Source organism: Rhizorhabdus antheiae (assembly GCF_049889055.1).
GTDB lineage: Bacteria > Pseudomonadota > Alphaproteobacteria > Sphingomonadales > Sphingomonadaceae > Rhizorhabdus.
The window spans coordinates 305,593-332,277 of record NZ_JBLTWO010000002.1; the positions used below are offsets into that span (position 1 = coordinate 305,593).

The following is a 26,685-nucleotide window of genomic DNA, read 5'->3' on the forward strand; positions in this document are numbered from 1 at the left end:
GCGATCACCTATCCCAGGGTGGCTGTGGCGAGAAGATGGCGCGCACGTGGCGGATGAATGCGCTCGCATTGGGCGTATCGCGCGCGCCGCGCGGCTGAACCGCATAGATAGCGACGTCGGTCGCCCCTCGATAGGCATCGAGCACCCGTATCAGCCGCCCGTCGCGCAATGCCGGGCCGACATCCCAGGTCGACCGCAGGGCGATACCCAGCCCGGCCAGTGCCAGATCGCGCGCGACCTCGCTCGAATTGGTCCGCACTGCGCTTTGCCCGTCGACCGTGGCGGGACCGTCCGGTCCTTCGAGGCGCCAGGGCAGTTGATGATCGGCGGCGAGCAGGCGATGCGCGCTCAGGTCGTCGAGGCTGGCCGGTGCGCCATGTGCGGCGAGATAGGCGGGCGAAGCGCAAAGGATCCGGTGATTTTCGGCGAGCAGGCTGGAATCGAGCGATTTGGCCGGCGGCGGCGAGATGCGGATCGCGACGTCGATCCGCTCGTCAAGCAGGTCGACGAAGCCGTCGTCGAGATCGATCGTCAGGTCGATCCGGGGGTGGAGATCGAGAAAGCTCTTCAGATAGGGAACCACGTGCAGCCGCCCGAAGGACGTAGGGGCTGACACGCGCAACACCCCGGCCGGCTGCCCGATCCGACCGGCCACACGGGCCTCGGCCGCGCGCGTCGCTTCGACGATATGGCGGACATCTTCGTAGAAGGTCTGGCCGACCTCTGTGACCAGCAGGCGGCGCGTGGTCCGGTGGACAAGTTGTGCGCCGAGCCGGGATTCGAGCCGCGCCAGCCGTTTCGACACCATCGCCGGGGATATGCGCAGCCGCCGGCCGGCAGCCGCGAGGCTTCCGGCGTCGACGATCTCGACGAACAGGTCATAATCCTCATGCATCGCCGCATGCTGCCCCAACATCGGTTGCAAAGCCATGGCCGATCGCGGATGACGGCGGGGTAGTAGCGGGGCTTCGGGGGCAGGGATGATTCAGCGCTGGCTGTTGCACGTCGCCTGCATCTGCGCGCTTGCGTGGCCTGCCTTTCTCAATGGCCAGCCCTTCTTCTTTCCCGACACGACCTCCTATGTGCGGGCAGCGGACAGCGCCGCCTATATCTTCTCGGGCCACCGCATCTCGACCGAGTGGACCGAGCATTATCGTCGCGCGCTTGATCCGGCCGCCAAACGCCCTGAAGCGCGCGGCCATGTCGCCGCCCATGGCAACGACATCGCCAGCCAGAGCATCATGGCAGGCCGCTCGCCCTATTTCGGGGCCCTGCTGTGGATGACCTTCCTGTTCGGCAGTTTCTGGCTGTTCGTGATTGCGCAAGCCGTTGCGGCCTATTGGCTGGTCCATCTGACGCTGCGCATGTTCGATGTGTTGACCCGGCAAGCGCTCCTCGCGACGGTTTCGCTGCTCGCGCTGGGCACGTCGCTGCCCTTCTTCGTCGGGCTCTTGATGCCCGATCTTCTGGCGGGCTTCGGCATGCTCGCCTTTCTCCTGATGGTGATCGACAGGGGCCGGATGAGACGGTGGGAGCGGACGGGCGTTGGCGCGCTTCTGCTGCTGTCGCTGCTCTCACACCTGACGCACATTGTTGCGATCGGGGCGATGCTCGTCCTGCTGCCGGTCGGCATGCGGTTGGGCGGTCGGCCGTGGCCGGAATGGCGCGGTGCTTTCCTGACGACCCTGACGCTGCTCGCGATCGGGCTCGCATCGGTGGTGCTAACCGGCGCGGTCGTGGAGCGGGTGTTCGGGCGTAGGCCCTTGCTGGTGCCGCTGCTGACCGCGCGCTTCATGGCCGACGGACCGGGGCTTGCCTATCTGCGCGACCATTGCGATCGACCGTCCTTCGCCGCCTGCGCGTGGAAGGACCGCTCGTCGGTCGCTGCCGGTGAGTTTCTCTGGTCGCTCGATCCGGCGCGGGGCGGCTATATGTTCGCCGATGCGCAGACGCGGCGCGCCATGTCCGATCAGGACAGCGCCTTCGCGCTCGCGGTCCTGGCCGAGCATCCGATCGCGCAGGGCGGACGCATCGCCTATAATGCGACGCGGCAGATGCTGCGGTTCGAGGTCGATATCCTCAACTATCATTGCGCGCCCGGCGACCGGTGCTGGCGCTCGCTGCCGCCCCGCCAGCGTGCCGCGCTTCTGTCCTCGCTGGGTGGCCGGAACCTCTGGCCTCAGATGCTTGTCGCGAGGCTCCAGCAGGCCGTCGTCGTTATATCGGTGCTGCTCCTCCTCGCCTGGTCGATACGGGGCAGATCGTCGACCCAGGCCGATCGGGACCTGCTGCTGTGGATCGGCCTTTTCATGATCGGCGCCATGGTCAACGCGCTGCTCGGCGGCGGCGTCTCGGAGCCCCAGCCGCGTTATCAGGCACGGATCATCTGGCTGATCCCGCTGATGGCCTCCCTTGCCGCGCTGCTCTGGCGACGCAGTGGGCAATCCGGCGAGAAGCACGGATGACAAGCGACCGGCCGACCTTTATCAACGCCGGCATGAAGCCAGATATCGCCGTCATCCTGCCCTGCTACAATGAGGAAGCGGCGATCGGCGCGACGATCGCCGACTTCCGCAAGGCGCTGCCCGACGCGCGCATCTATGTCTTCGACAATAACAGCCGCGACCGCACGGTAGAGGTTGCCCGCGCCGCCGGGGCGATCGTCCGGACCGAGCGGATGCAGGGCAAGGGCCATGTCGTCCGGCGGATGTTCTCGGACGTCGAGGCCGACATCTATGTCATGGCCGACGGCGACGCGACCTATGACGCGGCGGCCGCCCCCGAACTGATCCGCATGATGCTGGCCGAGCGCCTCGACATGGTGGTCGGCGCGCGCAAGTCCGAGGTCGAGGAGGCTTATCGTCGCGGCCATCGCTTCGGCAACAAGATGCTCACGGGCATATTGGCGCGGCTTTTCGGACGGAGCTTTTCTGACATATTGTCGGGCTACCGCGTCTTTTCCCGGCGCTTCGTGAAGAGCTTTCCGGTGCTGTCGGCGGGCTTCGAGATCGAGACCGAGATCAGCATCCACGCGCTTGAACTGCAGATGCCGGTGGGCGAGGTCGTGACCCATTATGGCGCGCGGCCCGAAGGGTCGATGTCGAAACTGTCCACCTATCGCGACGGCTTCCGCATCCTCTGGACGATCATGACGCTTTTCCGGATCGAAAAGCCGGTGCTGTTCTTCGGCGCGATCGGGGGGCTGTTCGCGCTGCTTGCCATCCTCCTCGCGGTCCCGCTGGGGCTCACCTATCTCGAGACCGGGCTTGTTCCCCGGCTGCCTACCGCGTTGCTGGTCACGGGGTTGATGATCCTCGCCTTCTTCAACCTCTATACGGGATTGATCCTGGCCACGGTGGTGCGAGGGCGACGCGAGGTTCGGCGGCTTGCTTATCTTGCCCACCCGGCACCCGGCGATCAGGACCGCGCCGGCTGATCTTGCCCGGCCGTCACCAGAGGCGGCGTTCGCGGGCGAGATGATAGACGAAGATCGGCACGCCAAGCAGCGCGGTCAGCACGCCCAATCGAAGCTCGATATCGGACGTGGGGATCAGCCGGACGGCAATGTCGGCGGCGCAGAGGAGCACGCCTCCACCCAGCGCCGAGGGCAGCAGCAGCGATGACGGCGCACGGTCGGTGAAGGGCCGCAGCAGGTGCGGTACGATCAACCCGACAAAGCCGATCGCGCCGGAGACGGCCACCGCCGCTCCGACGCCGACCGCGATTCCCAGCAATAATCTCAGCCGAACGGCGGCGAGGTCGATGCCGAGTGTCTGCGCCGCATCCTCGCCGAGCGTCAGCGCATCGAGCGCGCTGGCGTCGCGGAACAGCAGCAGCATTGCGGGGAGGATGCACGGCAGGGCGATCCAGACGTGGGTGAAGGAGCGATCCTCGAGCGAACCCATCAGCCAGCTCATGATCTCCATGCCGGCGAAGGGATTGGGCGCCAGGTTGAGTGCGAGGCTGATGCCGGCCCCAGCGGCGGTCCCCACCGCGATCCCCGCGAGGATCAGCGACAGCGGGCTTTCCGCCTTGCGCGCCAGGAGCAGCAACGGGGCAAGACCGATCAGGGCGCCCGCGATGGCAAGCAGCGGCAGCATCGCCGGCTGCAGCTGCGACAGGCCGAAATAGAGCGCGATGACCGCGCCCAATGCTGCGGAATTGGAGGTGCCGAGGATCGACGGCTCCGCCAGAGGATTGCGCAGATAGCCCTGCAGCACTGCGCCAGCGAGGCCCAGCATCGCACCGACGAGCAAGCCCAGCAGCGCGCGTGGCAGGCGCAGATCGACCAATATGTCGCGCAGCAGAGGGTCGCCCGTACCGGCGACGATCCCCACCAGTTCGCGCGGCCCATAGCTGGTCGGACCGGTCAGCAGCGATCCCGCGGCCAGCAGCAGGGCGAGGATCGCCAGCGATGCGATCAGCAACGCGCGGGGCGGGGGAGACGGGACCATGGGGTCGGCTTGACCGCAGACGCGCCTTGCTTTCAAGAGGGATCATGCGCCGCCCCGTGAAGAGCCTGATTTTCGCGCTGGCAGCAACGCTCTCGGTCGTGGCTCCATCCGCGAACTCCGCTTCGCCGCCAAGGCGGATCGTGTCGCTAAGCCTGTGCGCGGATCAATATCTCGTTCTTCTGGCCGATCCGGGCCAGATCGCGGCGCTCAACCGCTTCTCGCAGAATCGAGGCATGTCCTGGGCCTATGAGCGGGCAAAAGGCTTCCGCGTGACGCGGGGTGGAGCCGAAGATTTGATGACGCTCCGGCCCGACCTGGTCTTCACGTCGGGCTTCGGGACGCCGACCGCGCTGGAGGTGCTGCGTCGACGCCAAATCCGGACTGTCGAACTCGGGCGTGCCGAGGATTATCCCGCAATCGAACGCTCTGTGCGTCAGGTCGCGGCAGCGGTCGGTCATCCCGAGCGGGGCGAGGCCTTGATAAAGGCCATGCGCGCGCAGCTGGCGGCTCTCGGCCCGCCCCCTGGCCGAGCGCGGGTCGCGGCCTATTATCAGCGGCGCGGCTATCTGACCGGGCAGGGCACCCTGGTCGACGAGATGATGCGGCGCGCCGGACTCGTCAATCTCGCCGGGCGCCTTGGCCGGCCGATGCTGTCCTATCTGTCGATCGAGCAGATGGCGCGAGCGCGGCCGGACTTTCTGCTGGTCGAGCAGAAGGGCGTCGTCCGTGACCGGGGGACCGAGATGCTCGAACACCCGCTGTTGCGGCGGGTCGTTCCGGACAGCCGTCGCATCCTGTTGCCCGAGGCGCTGACCACCTGCGCCGGCCCGAGCTACCCCGACGCCATGGCGGCGCTGTACCGGGGGATAAGGCAGGCCGATCGGCTCGCCGGGCGATCGGCTCAGTCGCGCTGATCCTCGGCGCCGCGATATTTGAGTTCGAGATAGCGGCCCTGCGTGGCCAGCTTGTCGAGATCGCCGCTCACCAGCTGCTCGCCCATCCTGCGCAACTCGTCGTCGACCACCTTGAGCCCTTCGACCAACTGGCGGTCGGGCGAACTGCCATTGCGCTCTACCCGACGCATCGCCTCTGGCACCTGCTTATAGCCTTCGACCAGTTCGGGCAGTTCCTCGGCCATCAGCTTGCGGAACTCATAAGCGGCGGGTTCGCGCGGATCGAGTTTCGCCAGCTGCGGGCCCAGCGCCTCCAGCTTGATGCCGATATCGTCCGCGAGCCGCTGCGCCGGGGCGGGAAGGGCAAGGCGTTGAGCCTCCAGCCAGCGTTCGGTCTGGGAGGGGAGCAGAGGCAGGTCGCTCTTCGCCATCTGCTGGGGCGTTGGCTCGGGCGCCTGCGGCCAGGCGAGGATGCCGAAGAAGACGATCGCCATGGCGATCAGCATCAGGAAGAAGCCCCAGATGCCCAACGGGGTCACGAAGGCGCCGATCATCCCGCCGGCGAGAGCGACGCCAAGGACGGCGAAGAAAGCGAGGCGGAGCCGCCGGAAGAAGCCGACGACGCGGCGCCTATGCGCCTTGATCGCGCGCGGCGTGGTGCGCGAGCGAATCCGCTCCAGCACCTCTTCGGCGCGATCCATCGCAGCGCGGCTGTCGACCATCGCGCTCTATCCTATTCCAGCGCCCTGAACGGCTCGGTCTGCCCCTGGGCAGCGCCTTCGGCGCGGGCGATATAGCCCTTCGACTTCTCCACCTCGGAGGTCAGCACATTGACCGTCTGCTTCATCGAGGACAGCGCCTCGACCTTGAAGCGGTCGATCGTGTCCATCGTGTCGTAGATATTCTGGAAGGCGCGCTGCAGCGTCTCGATCGGGATCGTCGACGAGGCAGCCTGCTTGTGGATCTCGGCCGTCTGGCTCTTCAGCATCGTGCCGGTCGATTCGATCATGTTCGCCGTCGTCGTGTTGAGCGCCGTGATCTGCTCCAGCACCAATTTCTGGTTGGTCAGCGCCTGCGCCACGGTCACGGCGGTGCGCAGGGCGGAGACCGTCGTCGTGGAGGCACGGTCGACGCCCTTCACCAGTTCGACATTGTTCTTCTTGACCAGATCGAGTGCGAGATAGCCCTGCACCGTGACCGCCATCTGGGTCAGCAGATCCTGGCTGCGCTGGCGGACATAGAAAAGCGCCGTTTCCCTGATCGCCTTGGCTTTTTCGGGATCGCTGCTGTCGAGTTCGAGCGCCTTCTGCTCCAGCCGCTCGTCGAGCGTCTTCGACAGATGAATCATCTGCTCGAGCCGGCCCATCGCCGCCCAGAGATTCTGGCGTTCGACGTCGATCGCGGCATTGTCCTTGATCAGTTCATCCTTGCCGGAAGCGAGGCTGTTGAGGATCGACGAGATATGGCTCTGCGCGGAGCGATAGCTGTCGAAATAATCGCGCATCCGATCGCCCCAGGGGATGATCCCGAACAGCTTCTTGCGCGTAAAGAGATTGTCGCGCTTGCCCGGATCGAGGTCCTCGACCGTGCGGCGCAGTTCCGCGAGGTTCGCGCCGACGCCATTATCGGCATCGATCGCCTTGACCGGGCGATCCAGGAAACGGTTCGACTGGCCGGCGGCTTCGGCGATTTCGCGTCGGCCCATATTGCTAATCGAATCGACGCGCTTGCCGAATTCGGGGCTGTTGACGTCCTGAGCGACCAGTTCCTCGACGAAGGCTTCGACCTTTTCTTCGAGTTGCGAGCGCTGCTCGTCACGCAAGGGAACGAGCCCGGCAGCCTTCTCCGGCGCGAGCGCCTTCACCGGTGCGGGCGGTTGCAGCACCAGATCCGGTTGCTCTGTCGTCGTCGTGCTGGCCATCGCCGGCGTCTCCCTCGTGCTTTGCTGTGCGCAAAGATGGCCGCATGAGGTGCATTATTCAAGCGATACGCTTATGTGGCAGCCGCGCCGATGGTTGCAGGAAAAGCGATTGCATTAAATGCAATTGTTATTGACGCATTCGCATTTGTCGAATCGCTGCTCGACGCCCAGATAGGGCGGGCCTTTCAGGCATCCTCTCCTAATGACTTCGGGCTGGTTCATTCGGACCGGCCCTTTTTTTGTCCAGCGTGGGGCGCAATTGGCTCCACTGCGGATCGGCCGCGCGACGCTGCCCTTGTTGCATCGCGACATTTCCGCTATGCGCGCGCCACATCCCTCAAGTCAGGATTTTCACGACCATGAGCCTCCGCAACGTGGCGATCATTGCGCACGTCGATCACGGCAAGACCACGCTGGTCGACCAGCTGTTCCGCCAGTCCGGCACCTTCCGTGACAACCAGCGCGTCGAAGAACGTGCGATGGACTCGAACGACCTCGAAAAGGAACGTGGCATCACGATCCTGGCCAAGTGCACGTCGGTCGACTGGGAAGGCACGCGGATCAACATCGTCGACACGCCCGGCCACGCCGACTTCGGCGGCGAAGTGGAGCGCATCCTGTCGATGGTCGACGGTGTCATCCTGCTGGTGGACTCGTCCGAAGGCGCGATGCCGCAGACCAAGTTCGTGACCGGCAAGGCGCTGGCGCTCGGCCTGCGTCCGATCGTCGTCGTGAACAAGATCGATCGCCCGGACTCGCGCGTCGAAGAGGTGCTGAACGAGGTGTTCGACCTGTTCGTCAGCCTCGACGCGACCGACGAGCAGCTCGATTTCCCGGTTCTCTACGCCTCAGGCCGCAACGGCTATGCGAGCGAAGATGCTCAGGCGCGCGAGGGCACGCTTCGTCCTTTGTTCGAGCGGATCGTCGACCATGTCCCGGCACCGCAGCTCGACCTCGACGCGCCGTTCAGCTTCCTCGTGACGCTGCTCGACCGCGACAATTTCCTCGGCCGTATCCTGACCGGTCGCGTCAACAGCGGCACGGTGAAGCTCAACCAGCCGATCCACGCTCTCGATGTCGATGGCAAGATCGTCGAGACCGGCCGCGCGACCAAGCTGATGTCCTTCCAGGGCCTTGAGCGCGTGCCCGTCGAGGAGGCCAAGGCCGGCGACATCATCTGCATGGCCGGTCTGACGGTCGCCACCGTGGCGCACACCATCGCCGATCCGGCGATCACTGTGCCGATCAAGGCGCAGCCGATCGATCCGCCGACGCTGTCGATGACCTTCGCGGTGAACGACAGCCCGATGGCAGGCCGTGAGGGCACCAAGGTGACGAGCCGCATGATCCGCGACCGTCTGTTCCGCGAAGCCGAGTCCAACGTCGCGATCAAGGTGACGGAGAGCGCCGGTAAGGACAGTTTCGACGTTGCCGGCCGTGGCGAGCTTCAGCTCGGCGTGCTGATCGAGACGATGCGCCGCGAGGGCTTCGAGCTCGGCATCAGCCGTCCGCGCGTGCTGTTCCGCGAGAATGAAGAGGGCGGCAAGGAAGAGCCCTATGAGACCGTCGTCATCGACGTCGACGAGGAATATTCGGGCACGGTCGTGGAGAAGATGAACCTCCGCAAGGCCGAGATGACCGACATGCGTCCGTCGGGTGGCGGCAAGACCCGCATCACCTTCTCGGCGCCGTCGCGCGGCCTGATCGGCTATCATGGCGAGTTCCTGTCGGACACCCGCGGGACCGGCATCATGAACCGCCTGTTCGAGAAATACGGCCCCCACAAGGGCAATATCGAGGGCCGCAAGAATGGCGTGCTGATCTCGAACGGTGCGGGCGAGGCGAACAGCTACGCTCTCGGTCCGCTCGAAGAGCGCGGCATCCTGTTCGTCGGTCATGGCGAGGCCCTCTATGAGGGCATGATCGTCGGCGAGAACGCCAAGACCGACGATCTCGAAGTCAACCCGATGAAGGCGAAGCAGCTCACCAACTTCCGCGCTTCGGGCGGCAAGGACGACGCGATCCGCCTGACGCCGCCGAAGAAGATGACGCTGGAACAGGCGATCGCCTATATTGACGACGACGAGCTGGTCGAAGTGACCCCGAAGTCGATCCGCCTGCGCAAGCGCCATCTCGACCCGCATGAGCGCAAGCGCGCAAGCCGGGCCAAGGCGGCCTGAGGGCTCCAAACCCAGAACAAAAGGGGCGTCGGTCGAACCGGCGCCCCTTTTTTGTCTGGTCGCTTTCATGTGGTCGGCCCGCCGAACCGGCGGGCCGGAGATTAGCGCGGCAGTTCGGTCGTGCCCATCAGGTGCAGGTCGACCGCGCGGGCGCACTGGCGACCCTCGCGGATCGCCCAGACGATCAGGCTCTGGCCGCGACGCATGTCGCCGCAGGCGAAGATACCGTCCTGGTTCGTGGCATAGGCGTTGGTGTCCGCCTTCACATTGCCACGGCCGTCCAGTTCGACTCCGGCCTGTTCGATCATGCCGGATGCATTGGGGCCGACGAAGCCCATGGCGAGCAGGACGAGGTCGGTCTTCAGCGTGAATTCGCTGCCCGGAACTTCCTGCATCCGCCCATCGACCCATTCGACGCGGACGCATTCGAGCCCGGTGAGCTGGCCATTGGTGCCAACCGCACGCTTGGTCAGAACGGCCCAGTCGCGCTCGCAGCCTTCTTCATGGCTGGACGAGGTGCGGAGCTTGAGCGGCCAGTTCGGCCAGGTCATCGCCTTCGCCTCCTTCTCCGGAGGCTTGGGCATGATCTCGAGCTGGGTCACTGATGCGGCGCCCTGGCGGTTCGAGGTGCCGACGCAGTCGGAGCCGGTGTCGCCGCCGCCGATAACTATGACATGCTTGCCGGTCGCGGTCAGCGTCCCGCGCGGTGCGGCGCGCAGCTCGTCGTCGCCCGCCACGCGCTTGTTCTGCTGGGTCAGGAACTCCATCGCATAGCGGACGCCCTGCAGCTCGAAGCCGGGTATCTCCAGCGGGCGGGGCTTTTCGGCGCCGCCAGACAGCACGATCGCGTCGTAATTCTCCCGCAGCGAGTCGAGCGACACCTGCACGCCGACTTCGGTGGAGGTGCGGAAAGTGACGCCTTCCGCCTCCATCTGGACCAGCCGGCGGTTGATCAGATGCTTCTCCATCTTGAAGTCTGGAATGCCGTAGCGCAGCAGCCCGCCCATCCGGTCGTTCTTCTCGAACAGCGTCACGCTGTGCCCGGCGCGCGCCAGCTGCTGGGCGCAGGCCATGCCCGCCGGGCCCGAGCCGACCACCGCGACCGACTTGCCCGTCTTGCGGGTCGGCAGTTGCGGCTTGATCCAGCCTTCCTCCCACCCGCGATCGACGATCGCGCATTCGATCGACTTGATCGTGACCGGCGTGTCCTGGATGTTCAGGGTGCAGGCGGCCTCGCAGGGAGCGGGGCAGACGCGGCCTGTGAACTCCGGAAAATTATTCGTCGAATGAAGGACTTCGAGCGCGTTCTTCCAGTCCTGCTCGAAAACCAGATGATTCCAGTCCGGGATGATGTTGTTCACCGGACAGCCATTGTGACAGAAGGGAATGCCGCAGTTCATGCAGCGCGCTGCCTGGTCGCGCAGGTCCTTGTCCGGCAGCGGGACGACGAACTCGTTCCAGTGCTTCAGCCGCTCATCCGGCTTCACATAGCCGCGGTCCTTGCGCTCGATCTCGATAAATCCGGTTGCCTTGCCCATCTTTATTCTCCGGTCATTCGGCAGCGACGTTGGCGGCAGCGAGGCGCTCGGCCTCCAGCTGCTGCAACGCCCGCCGGTAGTCGCGCGGCATCACCTTGACGAAGCGCGACAGCGTGGTGTCCCAGTCCTCCAGCAGGGCAGCCGCCTGGGCGCTGCCGGTGTGGAGGTGATGGCGTTCGAGCAGGATGCGCAGGCGTGCCGCGTCATGGCGAAGCATGTCGCCCATGCCATAGTCATGGACGCTGGCAGCGCGCTGCTGCGGACGGCCTTCCTCGACATCGGCGTCGGCCGCCGGATCGATCGGCTCGACATCGACCATCGCCGGGTTGCAGCGCTGACGGAACAGCCCGTCGGCGTCATAGACATAGGCGATGCCACCCGACATGCCCGCCGCGAAGTTGCGTCCGGTCTGGCCGAGCACGACGACTACGCCGCCCGTCATATATTCACAGCCATGGTCGCCGGTGCCTTCGACGACCGCGATCGCGCCCGAGTTGCGCACGGCGAAGCGTTCACCCGCCACGCCCTCGAAATAGGCCTCGCCCGCGATCGCGCCGTAGAGCACGGTGTTGCCGACGATGATGTTCTCCAGCGGGTTGCGGTTCACATGCGCCGGTTGGCGCACGATCACCCGGCCGCCGGACAGGCCCTTGCCGACATAGTCATTGCCGTCACCGGTCAGTTCGAGGGTCACGCCATGCGCCAGGAAGGCGCCGAAGCTCTGCCCGGCGACGCCGGTCAGGCGGATCGTGATCGTGTTCTCGAGCAGGCCGGCATGACCGTAACGGCGGGCGACTTCGCCCGACAGCATCGCGCCGACCGTGCGGTTCACGTTGAACACCGGGCGTTCGATGACCACCGGCTCCCCGCTCTCCAGCGCCGCTGCGGCGGCGGCGATCAGGTCGTTGTCTAGCGCGGCGTCCAGCCCGTGATCCTGGAATTGCGAATGGTGGAGCGTATTGCCCATCGCCGGTTCCGCGCGGTGAAGCAGCCGGCCCAGTTCGACGCCATGCGCCTTCCAATGGTTGACCGCCTTGCGCATGTCGATCCGGTCGACCCGGCCGACCATCTCCTTCAGCGTGCGGAAGCCCATCTCGGCCATGATCTGGCGGAGTTCTTCGGCGACGAAGAAGAAATAGTTGATCACATGCTCGGGCTGGCCGCTGAATCGGGCGCGCAGCACCGGATCCTGGGTAGCGACGCCGACCGGGCAGGTGTTCAGATGGCATTTGCGCATCATGATGCAGCCGGCCGCGATCAGCGGGGCGGTTGCGAAGCCGAACTCGTCGGCTCCGAGCAGCGCGCCGATGGCGACGTCGCGGCCGGTGCGCAGGCCGCCGTCGACCTGGACGACGATGCGGCTGCGCAAACCGTTGAGCAACAGCGTCTGCTGGGTCTCGGCCAGGCCGATCTCCCACGGGCTGCCGGCATGGGTCAGCGAGGTGAGGGGGGACGCACCCGTACCGCCTTCATAGCCGGAGATCGTCACATGGTCCGCGCGCGCCTTGGAGACTCCTGCAGCCACCGTGCCCACGCCGACCTCGGATACGAGCTTCACAGAGATGCGCGCGCCGGGATTGACGTTCTTCAGATCGTGGATCAGCTGCGCCAGATCCTCGATCGAATAGATGTCGTGGTGCGGCGGCGGCGAGATCAGGCCGACGCCCGGCGTCGAATGGCGCACGCGGGCGATGTTCTTGTCGACCTTGTCGCCCGGCAGCTGCCCGCCTTCGCCGGGCTTGGCACCCTGGGCCATCTTGATCTGGATGTCGTCGGCATTGACCAGATATTCGGTCGTCACGCCGAAGCGGCCCGAGGCGACCTGCTTGATCGCCGAGCGCATCGAATCGCCGTTCGGCAGCGGCTTGAAGCGGTCGGCTTCCTCGCCGCCTTCGCCGGTGTTCGATCGGCCGCCGATACGGTTCATCGCGAGCGCCAATGTCGTATGCGCCTCGCGCGAGATCGAGCCGAAGCTCATCGCGCCGGTGGCGAAACGCTTGACGATGTCGGAGGCCGGTTCGACCTCGTCGAGGCTGATCGGCTTATCCGCCTTCTTGAGCTCCATCAGCCCGCGGATCGTGAGCACGCGCTCGTTCTGCTCGTTGATCGAGCGGGCGAATTCGGCATAGCGATCCTGGCTGTTGCCGCGCACCGCATGCTGGAGCGAGGCGACGCTTTCCGGGGTCCAGGCATGTTCCTCGCCGCGGATGCGATAGCCATAGACGCCGCCGACATCGAGCATGTTGCGATAGATCGGATTGTCGCCATAGGCGGCCGCGTGGCGGCGCACGGTCTCCTCGGCAACTTCCTTAAGGCCGATGCCTTCGATCGTGGTCGCGGTGCCGGTGAAATATTTCTCGACGAAGCCCGTGGACAGGCCGACGGCGTCGAAGATCTGCGCCCCGCAATAGCTCTGATAGGTCGAGATGCCCATTTTGGACATGACCTTGAGAATGCCCTTGCCGACCGCCTTGATATAGTTCTTCTGGACGTCGTAGCTGCTCAGTTCCAGCCCCTGGCGGACGCGGATTTCCTCCAGCGTGTCGAAGGCGAGATAAGGATTGATCGCCTCGGCACCATAGCCGGCCAACACGCAGAAATGATGGACTTCGCGCGCTTCGCCGCTCTCGACCACGAGGCCGGTCTGCATGCGCAGGCCCTGCTTGACCAGGTGATGGTGGACCGCCGCGGTTGCCAGCAGCGAGGGCATGGCGATCCGGTCGGGGCCCTGGGCGCGATCGGACAGGATCAGGATGTTCTTGTCGGCGAGCACGGCTTCGGTCGCCGCCCAGCACATTTCCTTGAGCGCGGCTGCGAGGCCCTCGGCGCCCGAGGACGCTTCCCAGGTCATGTCGATCGTCTCGGTGCGGAAGGCGCCGTCGAGCTGCGCCTCGGCCGACCGGATACGGGCGACATCCTCATTGGTCAGGATCGGCTGATCGACCTCCAGGCGGAGATGCGTGCCGGCCTGGCGGCCGAGCAGGTTCGGGCGGGGGCCGATCATCGAAACCAGCGACATCACCAGTTCCTCCCGGATCGGATCGATCGGCGGGTTGGTGACCTGGGCGAAGTTCTGCTTGAAATAGTCGTACAGCAGTCGCGAGCGGTTCGACAGAACGGCGATCGGCGTGTCGGTTCCCATCGACCCGATCGGATCCTCGCCGTTGCGCGCCATCGGCTCGAGGAACTTGGTGATGTCCTCCTGCGTGTAGCCGAACGCCTGCTGGCTATCGAGCAGCGACCGGGGATCGTTGCGCAGGGCGGGCGTCTCGCCGATCTCGTCCGCGTCGAGGACGTGCAGGTCCTTCAGCTTATACTGGGTCTCTTCCAGCCACTGCGCATAGGGCGCGGCGGTGGCCAGGCTCGCCTTGATCTCCTCATCCTCGATGATCCGGCCCTGCTCCATGTCGATCAGGAGCATCTTGCCGGGCTGGAGGCGCCACTTGCGGACGATCTTTTCCTCGGGGATCGGGAGCACGCCCGATTCCGAGGCCATGATGACATGATCGTCGTCGGTGACCAGGAAGCGCGCCGGGCGCAGACCGTTGCGGTCGAGGGTCGCGCCGATCTGGCGGCCGTCGGTGAAGGCCACGGCGGCGGGGCCGTCCCATGGCTCCATCAGCGCGGCATGATATTCGTAGAAGGCCTTGCGGTCGGGATCCATCAGCGGGTTGCCGGCCCAGGCTTCCGGTATCAGCATCATCACCGCATGGGCGAGCGAATAGCCGCCGGCGACCAGCAGTTCGAGCGCATTGTCGAGGCAGGCCGTGTCCGACTGGCCGTGCGGGATGATCGGCCAGATCTTGTCGAGGTCGGCACCGATCAGATCGGATTCCATCGTGCGGCGGCGCGCGTTCATCCAGTTCACATTGCCGCGAACCGTGTTGATCTCGCCATTATGCGCGATGAAGCGATAGGGGTGGGCCAGCTTCCAGCTCGGGAAGGTGTTGGTCGAGAAGCGCTGGTGCACCAGCGCGATCGCCGAGGTGGTCAGCGGATCGGACAGATCCTTGTAGAAACTGCCGACCTGGCCGGCGAGCAGCAGGCCCTTGTAGACGACCGTCCGGCTCGAGAAGGACGGCATATAGAGGTCGGTGAGCTCCGGCAGTCCGTGCTTTTCGGCCAGCTTCTCCAGCGGGTTCTGCGTCTGCTTGCGGATGACGAGCAGCTTGCGTTCGAACGCGTCCTGATCCGGGCAATTGGCGCCGCGTGCCACGATCGCCTGACGGATGACCGGCATCTCGTCGAGGACGGCCTGGCCGAGGCCATTGGTGTCGACAGGTACGTCGCGCCAGCCGACCAGCGTCTGGCCTTCCTTGGCGATGAACTTCTCGAAATTGGAGACGGCGAAGGCGCGGGCCGCCGCGTCGCGCGGCAGGAAGCACATGGCGACCGCATAGTCGCCAGGCTGGGGCAGGGTGACGCCAGTGCCGCCCGCCCAGGCGCGCAGCAGCGCGTCGGGAATCTGGATGAGGATGCCGGCACCGTCACCGAGCAGCGGATCTGCGCCGACCGCGCCACGGTGATCGATCTTGAGCAGAATCTCCAGGCCGCGCTGCACCACTTCGTTGGATTTGATGCCACGAATATTCGCGATGAAGCCGACGCCGCACGCGTCGTGCTCGTTGCGGGAATCGTACAAACCCTGGTTCTGCGGATAGCTCATCCGGCGATCTAGCTCCCCCATGTGGCCCGGTACTGACCGGTCCTTCGAAAGCGGTGCCTATACAGCGATGCGCCCGTGAAGGAACCCTTCAAAAAGACGGGGGCGTGCAACCTGATCTATCAATGGGGCGGTTCATCGCGCATTTTAGTTGCAAATGCACCCAAAGGCGGTCGCCGAGCCCAGGTCCGTACTTAACCGGATGTCGCCCATCGCTAGCGGGGCGCAGTTTTCCCGGCATCGCATAATGGAGGCTCCGATGAAGAATCTGCTGTTGCTGGTGCATGACGACGACGGGCAAGAAGCCCGGCTTCAGGTCGCGCTGGATCTTGTCCGGGCCTTCGATGGCCATCTCAACTGTGTCGATATCGCTATTCTGCCGGTGATCGAGGCCGACGCCTGGTCGGGTGGCGCAGGGACCGCGATACTGCTGACCGAGGAAAAGGCGCGCGAAGCGGCCAACCGCACCACGATCGAGCGACGCCTTACGCAGGAGGGGGTTCCCTGGACCTGGTTCGAAGCGACCGGGGAGATCGCGCCCTGCCTGGCGAAGGCGGCAGGGCTCAACGATTTGATCATTCTCAACCGTCGGCTCGATGGGTTGCCCATTCCCGATATGCACGCCGCAACGGCGGAACTGCTCCTGAAGAGCGGCAAGCCCGTCCTCGCGGTCCCCGAGAAGATGCGGGGGCTTGCCGTCACGGGGCGGGCGCTTGTCGCCTGGGACGGTTCGATCGAAGCCGAGCGCGCTTTGTGCGCCGCAGTCCCTCTGCTCGCGAAGGCCGGGCATGTGCAGGTGCTGGAGATCGAGGATGGTTCGACAGTCGGGTCGGCGAGCGATGCCGCGACCTATTTGTCGCGCCACGGCATCCATGTGGTGGTTCGCGCCGAAAAGCCGGCGGGTCGGAATGTGGCGGAGACTCTGCTCGCGGCTATCACGGCCGATCGGAGCGACTATGTCGTGATGGGCGCCTATGGGCATTCGCGTTTGGCAGAGGCGCTCTTCGGCGGGGTAACAAGACGCTTGCTCAATGAAAGCCCTGTCCCGCTGTTCCTGGTGCACTGAGCCGATGACATCAGGCGAACGGCCTGCCGCAGGCGCAAATGGCGGGAGGGCGAAGCTATGACCGGCAGTGTCGAAATCGTCTTTCATGGCGCGGCCGGGACGGTGACGGGCTCCTGCGCGGAACTGCGCTGGGCGGGCCGTCGTCTGCTGGTCGACTGCGGGCTGTTCCAGGGATCGCGCAGCCTTGAAAGGATGAATGCCGAGCCTTTCGCTTTCAACCCCTCGGCGGTCGACGCGGTGCTGCTGACCCACGCGCATATCGATCACAGCGGTTTGCTTCCTCGGCTTGTCGGCGATGGATTTGCAGGCCCGATCTGCTGCACTCCGCCCACGGCCGAACTGCTTTCGTTCATGCTGGCCGATTCAGCCCGCCTGCAGGAAGGTGAGGCGATGCGCCGCAATCGCCGCCGAGACCGGGCCGATGAGGCACCGGTCGAGCCGCTCTACACGCTTCGCGACGCCGAGCGGGCGGCGGCGGCCACGCGGACCAGCGATGTCGGCCAATGGTTCGAGCCTGTGCCGGATGTCCGCGCCCGCTTCTGGAATGCGGGTCATATCCTCGGTTCGGCGTCGATCGAGGTCGAGTTGGGTGGCGCGAGGCTGCTCTTTTCGGGCGATATCGGCCCCGCCGTGACAAATCTCGAGCCGCCGTCGGCAGGCCCGTCCGGTGTCGACTTTCTCTTCTGCGAGTCGACCTATGGCGACCGCGAAAAAGAAGGGCTGAGCGCGGAGGCTCGCCGCGAGCGTCTGGGCGCCGAAGTCGTAGAGGCAGGGCGCCGGGGCGGCAACCTCGTCATCCCCGTCTTCGCGATCGAACGTGCGCAGGAGATCCTTGCCGATCTCGCTTTGTTGTATGAATCAGGCAGCGTTCCGCCGCGGCCGACCTTTCTCGACTCCCCGCTGGCGATCCGCGCCACCGACCTGTTCGGTCGTCAGCATCTGCCAGGCACGCATGACGGCGCATTGTTCCGCCATTCCGCCTTCCACTATGTCGAGGAAACGGCGGAATCGATGCGGCTCAACCATGTCAGCGGCGCGGTCATCCTGGCCGGATCGGGGATGTGCGAAGGCGGGCGGGTCCGCCACCACCTGCTCCACAATCTCGGCCGCTCGGATTCCACCGTCCTGTTCGTCGGCTACCAGGCGCGAGGGACGCTCGGCCGGACGATCGTCGACGGGGCATCGCGTGTCCGCATCTCGGGCCGTGACGTCGCCGTCCGGGCCAAAGTCGCGCGGATCGAGGCCTATTCCGCGCATGCCGATCGCAGCGACCTGCTGCACTGGATCGCTCGGCGGGAGCCGGTGACCGGAGCGCTGTTCCTCTGGCACGGCGAGAGCGAGGCACTGGAGGCCCTGCGTAAGGCGACCGAGGCGCGTCATGAGGTCCTGATACCGGCGATCGGCGAGAGCTACCTGCTCGACCCCGCCACGGGGGCTCACCGGCTGAAGACCGGGGATCCGGCCGTGGCCGCGATTCTCGGCGGGGACTGGCAGAACGACTATGCCGACCTTGCCGTCAACCTGAAGCGGGATATCCAGCGTATCGAAGGCGAGGCAGCGAGGCGCGAGGCGCTTCGGCAGATGCGGCGCATCCTCGACCATTTTGCCGGGCAGCATCCCGGTTCAGGGCACGCCAGTCCCGATAGCAAGAAGGGCGGCGACCACGCCCGCCACAAGGCCACTGCCCGCTAGCCAGGCGGCGGTAGACCGGCCGGATCGACCGGCGAGGCTGAGTGTGATGCCCGCCTTCAGCAGCGTGTTGGCGATGACTGGTCCCGCCAATATCGCGGCCGCCAGCGGTGGGGCAATCGTCTCGCGGGGAACGCCGGACAGGGTCATGATCGCAGCATCGACATCTGCGAACCCGGTCAGCAGCAGGACGGCGGAAAAGCCGAGATTGCCGAAGCTGGCCAATGCCCATTTGCTGACGAGGATCATGACCGCGACCAGCGCGGCAAGCCCCAGGGCGATGTGGATGTCGAGCGGGTTGCCCGCCTTCGTTTCGACCGCGCTCCCTTGTGCGCGGGCGGCCCGCATCGTCCGCAGCGTCGGTGACAGGAGCAGGATCAAAGCGGGAATGAGCACCGCGGCAATCCAGGGGGCCACAGGTGTGACGAGCAACGCGGTCAGAACGATCACGCGGGCATACATGATGCCGCCTGCCAGCAGGATGGCCGAGGACAGCGCGCCATGTGCCTCGGGCTCGGTGGCCATGCGCCGGGCGCAGGCGGTCGTGACGGCGGTCGAGGACACGAGTGCCCCCAGCAGCGCCGTCATCACTATCCCCTGTCCGGGGCTGCTCCTTCGGCTGGCAACATAGCCTGCGAAGGACAGGCCGGAGACGAGCACCACCACCAGCCACAGTTGATGAGGGTTCCAGGCGTCGAGCGGGCCCATGGGGCGGTCGGGCAGCAGCGGCAGGATAACGAGCGCGATGATCGCGAAGCGGGCGGCGGCGCGCATCTCGGCGCCCGTCATGCCGTTGAGCAGTCCATGGAGCGGCTGCCGCGCGGACAGCAGCGCGGTCACGACAGCGGCGGCCGCAACCGCCTCGGTGGCATGGCCGGTCGTGGCGAGGAAGCCGAGCGCGAAGGTCAATTGCGCAACGATCGCGCCTGTGGCGCTCAGGCCGCTTGCGCCGGCGCTGCGCCGCCAATAGCCGATCGCGAGCAGGGCTGCGGTCCCTACGGCCATGGCTATGGCCAGCGCGACGGGCATCAGCCCTGCGACACCGCCGACGAGGCCGATCAGGCCATGAGTGCGCAGTCCGGCTACACGCGTACCTGCCGGAGCAGACCGGGTCGTCCAGCCGCGCTGGAGGCCGATCAGCAGCCCGGCCGCGAGCGCCTGACCGAGGGCGATCAGCGTCGATGGGAGGAGAGGGGCCATGATACTCCGATGCCGCGATCCTGCCCGTGCACAGACAGCGGGCGAGGATCAGCTTTGCCGCTGCGCGCGCATCGGGCGATATGTATAAATACGGATATATTCTCAAATATTGGACGGGCCCTGGCTCGGTATGCTGTTGTAACGACAGAGCGATGGGGAGTTGGCCGCACGGGGGAGAGCGGTGGAATGTCGGTGGATCATCCGGGGCGGGGGTGACAGCCGGACATAGGGGCTTGCGCGTTTGACAGGGGCGTATCGAAGATTGGCGCAGGGCGTCCTCGCTGGATTGGCGGGGGTAGCAATATTGGCGCTTGCCGCCGCGATGGGCCGCTTGCCGTCGCTCGTCGATGGCGGGAACATCCTGCTGCTGCTTCCGATACTCGCTGCGGCGCTGGTCGGGGGCGCGGTCCCTGCGCTGATCACCACCGTCTTCGTGGCGCTGCTCGCTGAACGGGTCGAGGCGTTCTTCGGGCCGATCGCCTATGGTCCCCCCGCTTTGCTGAGCATGGCGGCCGGAGCGGCGACCCTCATCCTCCTGGGCTATCTCGCCGACCGGGCAGCGGGGCGTTCTCGCCAGGCGGCTGGGCAGACCGCCGACGAACTCAACCTGCTGATCGACGGTGCTGCCGAATATGCGATCTACATGCTCGACCCCGAGGGCCGGGTCACGATCTGGAACAAGGGGGCGGAAAGGCTCAAGGGGTGGTGCGAGTCCGAAGCGGTCGGGCGCCATTTCTCGGAGTTTTACTCCGCCGAAGCCGTCTATGCCGGGAAGCCGCAGGCCGATCTCGAGCGAGCGAAGCGTGAGGGTCGGTTTCAGGAAGAGGAAATGGGATGCCGCAAGGATGGCACGCAGTTCCTAGCCAACATCTCGCTGACAGCCCTGTACGACGACAAGGGAAAGCTGCGCGGCTTCGGCCGAGTGATTCGCGACGTGACCGAGCAACGCGCGGCCGAACGCCAGCTTCAGTCGAGCGCGGCGCAGATGCGGTCGATCCTGTCGACCGTGCCCGATGCGATGATCGTGATCGACTCGCGCGGGCGGATCATCTCGTTCAGTGCGGCGGCGGAGCGGCTGTTCGGCTATTCCGAGAAGGAGGTGTTCGGGGCGAATATCAGCCGGCTGATGCCGTCCCCCGACCGTGAGCGTCACGACGCTTACATCCACCGCTATCTGGCGACCGGGGAACGCAGGATCATCGGCATCGGCCGGACAGTGTCCGGGCTCAAGCGCGACGGGTCGACCTTCCCCATGCAACTCGCGGTGGGCGAGGCGGCGGTCGAAGGAGAGCCGGTCTTTACCGGCTTCATCAGCGATTTGACCGAACAGATGCAGGCCGAGCAGCGGATCGAGGATCTTCGATCCAATCTGATCCATGTCGCGCGGGTGAGCGCGATGGGCACGATGGCGTCGACCCTCGCGCATGAACTGAACCAGCCGATCACGGCGGTCATGAACTATGTCGAGACGATCCGCGACATGCTCGAGTACCCGCAGGCGCACGATTTTCCGATCATCCGCGATGCGCTGTCGGAAACGGCGAGCGAGGCCATGCGCGCCGGCCAGATCGTTCGCCGCCTGCGCGAGTTCGTCGCCAGGGGCGAGGTCGAAAAGACCGTCGAGGATCTGCCGGCACTGATCGACGAGGCGGCGAAACTGGCTCTGATCGGTGCGCGCGAGAGGGGCGTCCATGTCGAGTTCGACATCGATCGGCAGGCGGGCCCGGTGCTGGTCGACCGGGTCCAGATCCAGCAGGTGCTGATCAACCTGATGCGCAACGCGCTCGAAGCGATGTCGACCCAGCCGGCCGGCACGCCGCGCGAACTCCATCTGTCGACCCAGGCCGAAGACGACGGCTTCGTGCGGGTCACCGTCCGCGACACCGGACCGGGCGTCGCGCCAGAGATCGCCGCCGACCTGTTCCGCGCCTTCAACAGCACCAAGACCGACGGCATGGGGCTCGGCCTGTCGATCTGCCGGACCATCGTCGAGGCCAATGGCGGACGGATCTGGTACGAGCCCGATGCGACCGGCGGCTCGAACTTCCTGTTCACCATCGCAAGAATAGAAACGGAGGACCAAGATGGCTGACAAGCGGCTGGTACATATCGTGGACGACGAGGATTCGATCCGGCGGTCGGCAAAGTTCATGCTGTCGACCTCGGGCTATGCTGTCGAGACATGGGAAAGCGGCGTCGCCTTCCTCAAGGAAGCCAAGACGGCCGAGCCCGGCTGCATCCTGCTCGACGTCCGCATGCCAGAGATGGACGGGCTGGAGGTGCAGCAGGCGCTCAACGAGCGCGGCATCACCATGCCGGTGATCATCCTGACCGGCCATGGCGACGTCGGCATCGCGGTCCGGGCGATGAAGGCCGGCGCGGTCGACTTCATCGAGAAGCCGTTCGAGAAGGCGGTGCTGATGTCCGCGATCGAGGCGGCGCATGCCCGGCTGGGGAAGAACGTCGCCGATCTGGAGCGGAACGAGGAAGCCCATGTGATGCTGGGCAAACTCACCGGCCGCGAGCGCGAGGTGCTCGATGGGCTCGCCAAGGGCCTGCCCAACAAGACGATCGCCTATGACCTCGACATCTCCCCCCGCACGGTCGAGGTGCACCGCGCCAATCTGATGACCAAGCTGGGCGTACGGAGCCTGTCGGAAGCGCTGCGCATCGCCTTTGCCGCGGGGATGGGGGAGTAGGCGCTGCCGTTGGCGCGAGGCGACGAAACCGCATAGAACGCTCTCTTACGGTTGAACTATCTCGTGCGGTAGCTGTCTTGGCGGGGAGTTCGGATGATGGCAGCTAAACGACGTTTAAGGCCTTCCCGTTGCCAATTGTTCAGGGTGCGCAATGAGGATGAGGCAGGAGGACAAATTGATCCAAAGTGGATCAAAGCTCTGTGATTTCGCTGTCGAAGAAACTGCGGGAGACAGTTCTCGAAACTGCCGCTAAGCCATTAATATCTAAAGGAGAAGCCGCATGGTGGCCCCTACGGGGCCGCTCCGCCTGGCGACTTGCTGCCCGCTATCGCGCAAAGTTTCTTCAGCCCAGCGATACCGGGCGCGAAAAGATAGACCCCGCCGGTTGGCCTGATCCACTGGAGGCCACCGGTGCGGAGTTCGACCGGGCCATCGGGACCTTGAATGACCATGGCGCGATCATCGAACGGGCGCCCGACGAGAAGGTCGTCGCCTCTGCCGGGCGATTTCCCACTGTTCATCCAGCGACTGGAAACGAACAGAAACGTCGCTGTGATCGAGGCTTGATACGCCAAAAAGAGGAGACCGCGCTCGGCCGTCGGATTCTCTTCGAACAGCGGCCCGAAGGGGGTGCCACGACGCAGCATCCGCGGCACCTCGACGACGTCTGATGATCCCTTGCGCGGGTTCACCTTGCGAATATGCGCGCCGAAGGGACAGACCATGCCATCATCATCCCCAAAAAAGTCGAAACTGTTGTCGGGGTCCGCGGGACGTGGGTCCGCGTGCCGCCCTGCCTGCAAGGGGGCGCCGGAGGGCCAGCGACCGACGATCAGCGCCGCGAGATGATCGGCAGTCAGTCCGGGCCAGGACGCTTGGAGCGATGCGGCGCGCTCTGCCACAAAGCTACGGAAAGCTCGCACATCCTGCACCAATCGCCGAAACACGAGCAGGGACCCGTTATCGGTGACGCTGTGCGGGTCGACGGTCAGCGCTGGCGGCTGCCCGCCCGGATCGCGCGGATAGCCGAATAGGAAGCGCCCCGGGGCATGACCGCCCGCGGTCCCGTCGCCGAGCACCTCTGGTTGCGAGATATGATCGCGAAATCCAAAATGCTCGATCTCGCCCGGCAAGCGATCACCGCGTTCGCAATAGGTCAGGGTGAGGCCGCGGCTACGCGCATCGTGGAAAATCGCCTCGGCGCGTGCCGTGACGGAGCGCGGATCGTTGCCAGCGACCTTCAGGAGAATATCGATCGGTCGCGACGGTGCGCCCGCTACCCAATCGTCGGGGTTGGAGCGGTCGCCAAGCGAGCTGGCGGCGCCATCGATCATCCCGTCATGAAACGCCTGATCCAGGATCAACACGTCCGGCGCCGCGAAGCCGAGCAGCGCCTTGCTAAGCGCGACCGCAAGCCAGACTGGCGCGGCGTCGGAACACGTGTCGTGCGCTTTCATCGCCGTGCGGGTTCGGCGCACGTCCGCGACAGAGGTGATGTCCGGCGCAAGCCTCGCGAGCCAGGCGATAGCGGCGGCCCGCGCGGCATCTTCGGTCGCGCCGAAGCCGAGCAAGATTTGCACGTCGGTGTTGAAGCCGCCGAGAATGTCGCCCTGGATATCGTCGAAGGCGAGCGGACGATCGCTCATCCTACGGTCGGCGCTGGCGCGTGCGGACCCAGATCCTCAATGACCGGGGAGATGAGGCCCGGAAACGCGATCTTGGTACCTGGCCGGCAGCGTCCATGATCGTCGCGCAACAGCACGCGCTTACCCTCCGCGCAGCAGCAGGTGCCAAGACAGCGGGCGCTTGGACCTGTTCCCGGCGTCTCCCGTTTCCAGCGCGTCACGAACAGGTGGACACCGATGAGACGCGCGACTTGCCCCGGAAAACGCAGCGCGCTTCCGTTCACTTTCAGGTCTTCAAGGCCGATCGTCTCGCCGGGCGGCGGTGCGATTTCCAGGCGCAGCACGCGCGATCCGCCGTCGCTCCACAGATCGCGGCCGCGTACGGCCGTCCACCATTCACGCGGCAATGGCTTGCCATCGGGAAGCGTGATGCTCTGTTCGTCGACGCCGGATATGTAGACGCCGACCGGATTGGCGAGCGTATAACGATATCCGTTTCGCGTCAGGGTGTAGGCCTGCTGCGAAATTTTGGGATCGCTGTTGCGGTTCGGATCGCCGCCGCGATTGCAGCACAGCAGTTCCTCCGCATCGATGCCCGAGACGAGCGTGCCATCGGCCTTCAAGCGGATCAGGCCGGATACGCCCGCGACGCTGATCTGCGCGATGAGCGAATTAGCATGATGCGAGAGGTGGACGATCCCCGGATCGATATTGAGCGGGTTGCGGTAGTTGTAGCCGCCCGGCCGCGCGACCAATGCGCGCTCGCCCGTCGGGGCGACACGCCAGATTCCGGTTCGCGCGCGTAGCGCGTCCGCGGTAATGCCGGGGACACCGGTGAAGCGCTGGTACAGCTCGACCACCGCTCGTTCGTCCGCGTCGAATAGCGCGGAGAAATAATCATGACCCTCGGCGACGAAGGTGATGCTGGACAGCCGCCCATCCGCGCCGCGCCGCGCGGCCCATTCGAGATATTCGTTCTGGCGGTGACGGACCGGAAGGTCGACCGGATCGCCGTCGCCGTCGACGAAGCGCCCCGGCGCATAATCGTGATCGCCCAGATCTTCGACGGTGCGCAGGCTGCCGTCCAGATCGTGCGGGATCGGCGGTAGCGGCCAGGGAGCGTGGCGATCGACGAAGCGCGGGAAGCCCGACCAGGGCTTCAGCGCGACGGTTTCCGCATTCGGGGGCACGGGTTGGTAGAGTGGATGGGCATACGCCAGTGCCGGGCCGAAATGATCGAGGTCCGCGGCGGTCAGGCTTGATATTTTGTTGTCCAGCGCGTGGGCTGCGAGCTGCCAGAGCATGTCGTCGGCATGCGCCGCCATCACGGCGTGCCAGCGCGCGGGATCGACGAAGTCTGGCACATTGCCGGGTGGATCGAACGTCCAAACCATTGCTTCCTGCCTCCGCATGCAAAGCTGGATCGTGCCGGTCCCGTGCGGCCTAAGTCGCCGCCGGGGCCTTGGCCATGATACGATGGTGTCGTCGGGCGATTGCAGCGGCGATCAGCAAGGTCGCTGCCGCCGCGAGGATCGAATCCAGTGCCGGAAGGTGGGTGACCCCGACGATGTCGTGCAGCGACAGCGCGCCGACCATCGTTCCGGCGAGCCAGCTCAACGCCGGTCCGATCGCGAGTGCGCGCACCACCGCGGACTCGCCGCTGGAAATCGGATCGGACAAGCGCGGCGCCAGCACGAAGATCGCCGCCAACGGGGGCAGGCTGACGCCGAGCGCGATCAGAAACGGAATGAACAGCTGTTCCGCGCCAAATATGATCAGGCCGGCTCCCAGAAGACTGATTGCGCACACGACCCAGCTCAAGCGCCAGCGCGGGAACTGGCTGACGATCGACAGACTCGCCGAATAGAGGCAGGCTGAACTGTCAATCCACGCACCGATCAGCAGAATGGCGAGCGCGGGGGCACCAAGGCCGAGGATGATCATGGCGGTGATCAGTTCCGGTGCGCCGAGCGCTACGCTTGCAAGCGAGGCGAAGACGAGCACGAGCGGGTAGGCGACGCCCAGTGCGACCGCGGCACCCAGCCCGGCGTGACCGGGCCGTCGGACGAATCGGCCATAATCGGGCTGGATGACGATCCCCACGATGTAACTTCCAACGATCGCGGAGACAGCCGCACCAAAGGTGAGCGTTCCGGAGCCGGTTGCCGACGCGACGCGGGCGAGCCTGGGCATCACCAGCGCGGCCGAGATGATGAGCAGCATCAGCGTGACGGGAATGAGGACCGCGCCAAGCCGCTCAAGACCGGTGGCACCGCGCAACGTGATCGCTGCGATCAGCGCCGCCGCCGGCAATGCGATGGCGATTGGTGCCACGGCAATATTGGCCATCCGGGACAGGGCACTTGCCGCGGTTGCGCCGAGCACACCGATCGTGACCGCGAACCAGCCGATCAGCGACATCGCGATGACCAGCTTGACGATCCGTCCCCCGACGAAACCGAAGGTCCGGTCGGCGAGCAGCGCCAGCCCCATCCGGGTTTGCGAGCCGGTATAGGCAGTGCAGAAGGCGAGCGTGGCTGATATGGTCGCGCCGACCAGCGCGGCCTCCACGCCGCGCACGAAACCGAGGCTGCCGAAGACCTGCGTCGAAAGGACAAAAACAGGCAGGCCGCACAGGCTGCCGGCCACGATGAAGAAAATGCGCCAGCCGCTACCTTGTGCGCTCTCCGGGACTTGCTTCACGGCAAAGCCCTGCTGATTCAGCTCCTCGGACGGTCGCGAGGCTTCGCTCACGGC

The 26,685-nt window shown here is 65.5% G+C and carries 18 protein-coding genes; 8 read left to right on the forward strand and 10 right to left on the reverse strand.

Annotation, left to right across the window (positions count from 1 at the left end; all coding sequences use genetic code 11):
• Nucleotides 1-4 precede the first annotated feature (4 nt).
• Nucleotides 5-895 carry a LysR family transcriptional regulator gene (locus ACNI3R_RS05875; protein WP_426181460.1) on the reverse strand — a complete coding sequence of 297 codons (891 nt, stop codon included), beginning with the start codon at nucleotides 893-895 and terminating at the stop codon, nucleotides 5-7.
• 85 nt (nucleotides 896-980) lie between these two features.
• Here ACNI3R_RS05875 and ACNI3R_RS05880 point away from each other — a divergent pair, with 85 nt between their 5' ends.
• Nucleotides 981-2,465: a hypothetical protein gene (locus ACNI3R_RS05880; protein WP_426180742.1), complete on the forward strand. Its 1,485-nt coding sequence runs from the start codon at nucleotides 981-983 to the stop codon at nucleotides 2,463-2,465.
• Between the two features lie 32 nt (nucleotides 2,466-2,497).
• Entirely contained in the window at nucleotides 2,498-3,436 is a 939-nt protein-coding gene (locus tag ACNI3R_RS05885; protein WP_426180744.1) for a glycosyltransferase family 2 protein, read from the forward strand.
• A gap of 13 nt (nucleotides 3,437-3,449) precedes the next feature.
• On the opposite strand, the gene ACNI3R_RS05890 is transcribed toward ACNI3R_RS05885, so the two are convergent.
• Nucleotides 3,450-4,454 (reverse strand): FecCD family ABC transporter permease, encoded by a 1,005-nt coding sequence (locus ACNI3R_RS05890; protein WP_426180746.1) that lies wholly within the window; start codon nucleotides 4,452-4,454, stop codon nucleotides 3,450-3,452.
• Between the two features lie 44 nt (nucleotides 4,455-4,498).
• Between ACNI3R_RS05890 and ACNI3R_RS05895 the strand changes: the two genes are divergently transcribed.
• Entirely contained in the window at nucleotides 4,499-5,368 is an 870-nt protein-coding gene (locus tag ACNI3R_RS05895) for an ABC transporter substrate-binding protein (protein ID WP_426180748.1), read from the forward strand.
• On the opposite strand, the gene ACNI3R_RS05900 is transcribed toward ACNI3R_RS05895, so the two are convergent.
• Both ACNI3R_RS05900 and ACNI3R_RS05905 read right to left on the reverse strand, forming a co-directional pair.
• On the reverse strand, nucleotides 5,356-6,069 hold the full coding sequence (locus ACNI3R_RS05900; protein ID WP_426180750.1) for a hypothetical protein: 714 nt from the start codon (nucleotides 6,067-6,069) through the stop codon (nucleotides 5,356-5,358). The two genes, ACNI3R_RS05895 and ACNI3R_RS05900, sit on opposite strands and share 13 nt — an antisense overlap.
• An 11-nt stretch (nucleotides 6,070-6,080) precedes the next feature.
• A complete protein-coding gene (locus tag ACNI3R_RS05905; RefSeq protein WP_426180751.1) occupies nucleotides 6,081-7,268 on the reverse strand; it encodes a toxic anion resistance protein in 1,188 nt (395 codons plus the stop codon).
• Nucleotides 7,269-7,627: 359 nt separating this feature from the next.
• On the opposite strand from ACNI3R_RS05905, the gene typA reads away from it, so the two are divergent.
• Nucleotides 7,628-9,448, forward strand: coding sequence for a translational GTPase TypA (gene typA, locus ACNI3R_RS05910; protein WP_426180752.1), 1,821 nt, complete (start codon nucleotides 7,628-7,630; stop codon nucleotides 9,446-9,448).
• 101 nt (nucleotides 9,449-9,549) lie between these two features.
• Here typA and ACNI3R_RS05915 read toward each other — a convergent pair whose 3' ends face one another.
• Together ACNI3R_RS05915 and gltB are read right to left on the reverse strand one after the other, a co-directional pair.
• Nucleotides 9,550-10,986: a glutamate synthase subunit beta gene (locus ACNI3R_RS05915; RefSeq protein ID WP_426180754.1), complete on the reverse strand. Its 1,437-nt coding sequence runs from the start codon at nucleotides 10,984-10,986 to the stop codon at nucleotides 9,550-9,552.
• A gap of 13 nt (nucleotides 10,987-10,999) precedes the next feature.
• A complete protein-coding gene (gltB, locus tag ACNI3R_RS05920; RefSeq protein ID WP_426180756.1) occupies nucleotides 11,000-15,652 on the reverse strand; it encodes a glutamate synthase large subunit in 4,653 nt (1,550 codons plus the stop codon).
• Between the two features lie 256 nt (nucleotides 15,653-15,908).
• On the opposite strand from gltB, the gene ACNI3R_RS05925 reads away from it, so the two are divergent.
• Both ACNI3R_RS05925 and ACNI3R_RS05930 read left to right on the forward strand, forming a co-directional pair.
• Nucleotides 15,909-16,715 (forward strand): universal stress protein, encoded by an 807-nt coding sequence (locus tag ACNI3R_RS05925; RefSeq protein WP_426180757.1) that lies wholly within the window; start codon nucleotides 15,909-15,911, stop codon nucleotides 16,713-16,715.
• A 57-nt stretch (nucleotides 16,716-16,772) separates the two neighbouring features.
• Nucleotides 16,773-18,407 carry an MBL fold metallo-hydrolase gene (locus tag ACNI3R_RS05930; RefSeq protein WP_426180759.1) on the forward strand — a complete coding sequence of 545 codons (1,635 nt, stop codon included), beginning with the start codon at nucleotides 16,773-16,775 and terminating at the stop codon, nucleotides 18,405-18,407.
• Here the strand turns inward: ACNI3R_RS05930 and ACNI3R_RS05935 are convergent.
• Entirely contained in the window at nucleotides 18,339-19,604 is a 1,266-nt protein-coding gene (locus ACNI3R_RS05935; RefSeq protein WP_426180761.1) for an MgtC/SapB family protein, read from the reverse strand. The two genes, ACNI3R_RS05930 and ACNI3R_RS05935, sit on opposite strands and share 69 nt — an antisense overlap.
• A 505-nt stretch (nucleotides 19,605-20,109) precedes the next feature.
• Here ACNI3R_RS05935 and ACNI3R_RS05940 point away from each other — a divergent pair.
• Nucleotides 20,110-21,696, forward strand: coding sequence for a PAS domain-containing sensor histidine kinase (locus ACNI3R_RS05940; protein WP_426181463.1), 1,587 nt, complete (start codon nucleotides 20,110-20,112; stop codon nucleotides 21,694-21,696).
• A complete protein-coding gene (locus tag ACNI3R_RS05945) occupies nucleotides 21,689-22,303 on the forward strand; it encodes a response regulator transcription factor (RefSeq protein WP_426180763.1) in 615 nt (204 codons plus the stop codon). Before ACNI3R_RS05940 ends, ACNI3R_RS05945 begins: the two co-directional genes overlap by 8 nt.
• Before the next feature lie 290 nt (nucleotides 22,304-22,593).
• Here the strand turns inward: ACNI3R_RS05945 and ACNI3R_RS05950 are convergent, their stop codons facing one another.
• Genes ACNI3R_RS05950 through ACNI3R_RS05960 form a run of 3 tightly spaced genes read right to left on the reverse strand, consistent with a single transcriptional unit; the run spans nucleotide 22,594 to nucleotide 26,682 of the window.
• A complete protein-coding gene (locus ACNI3R_RS05950) occupies nucleotides 22,594-23,949 on the reverse strand; it encodes a Dyp-type peroxidase (RefSeq protein WP_426180765.1) in 1,356 nt (451 codons plus the stop codon).
• Nucleotides 23,946-25,322, reverse strand: a complete 1,377-nt coding sequence (locus ACNI3R_RS05955; protein WP_426180767.1) for a hypothetical protein — start codon at nucleotides 25,320-25,322, stop codon at nucleotides 23,946-23,948. The genes ACNI3R_RS05950 and ACNI3R_RS05955 overlap by 4 nt, the downstream gene beginning before the upstream one ends.
• Nucleotides 25,323-25,371: 49 nt before the next feature.
• The gene (locus ACNI3R_RS05960; protein ID WP_426180768.1) at nucleotides 25,372-26,682 is read right to left on the reverse strand and encodes a purine-cytosine permease family protein; all 1,311 of its coding nucleotides are present in this window, start codon (nucleotides 26,680-26,682) and stop codon (nucleotides 25,372-25,374) included.
• Nucleotides 26,683-26,685 lie beyond the last annotated feature (3 nt).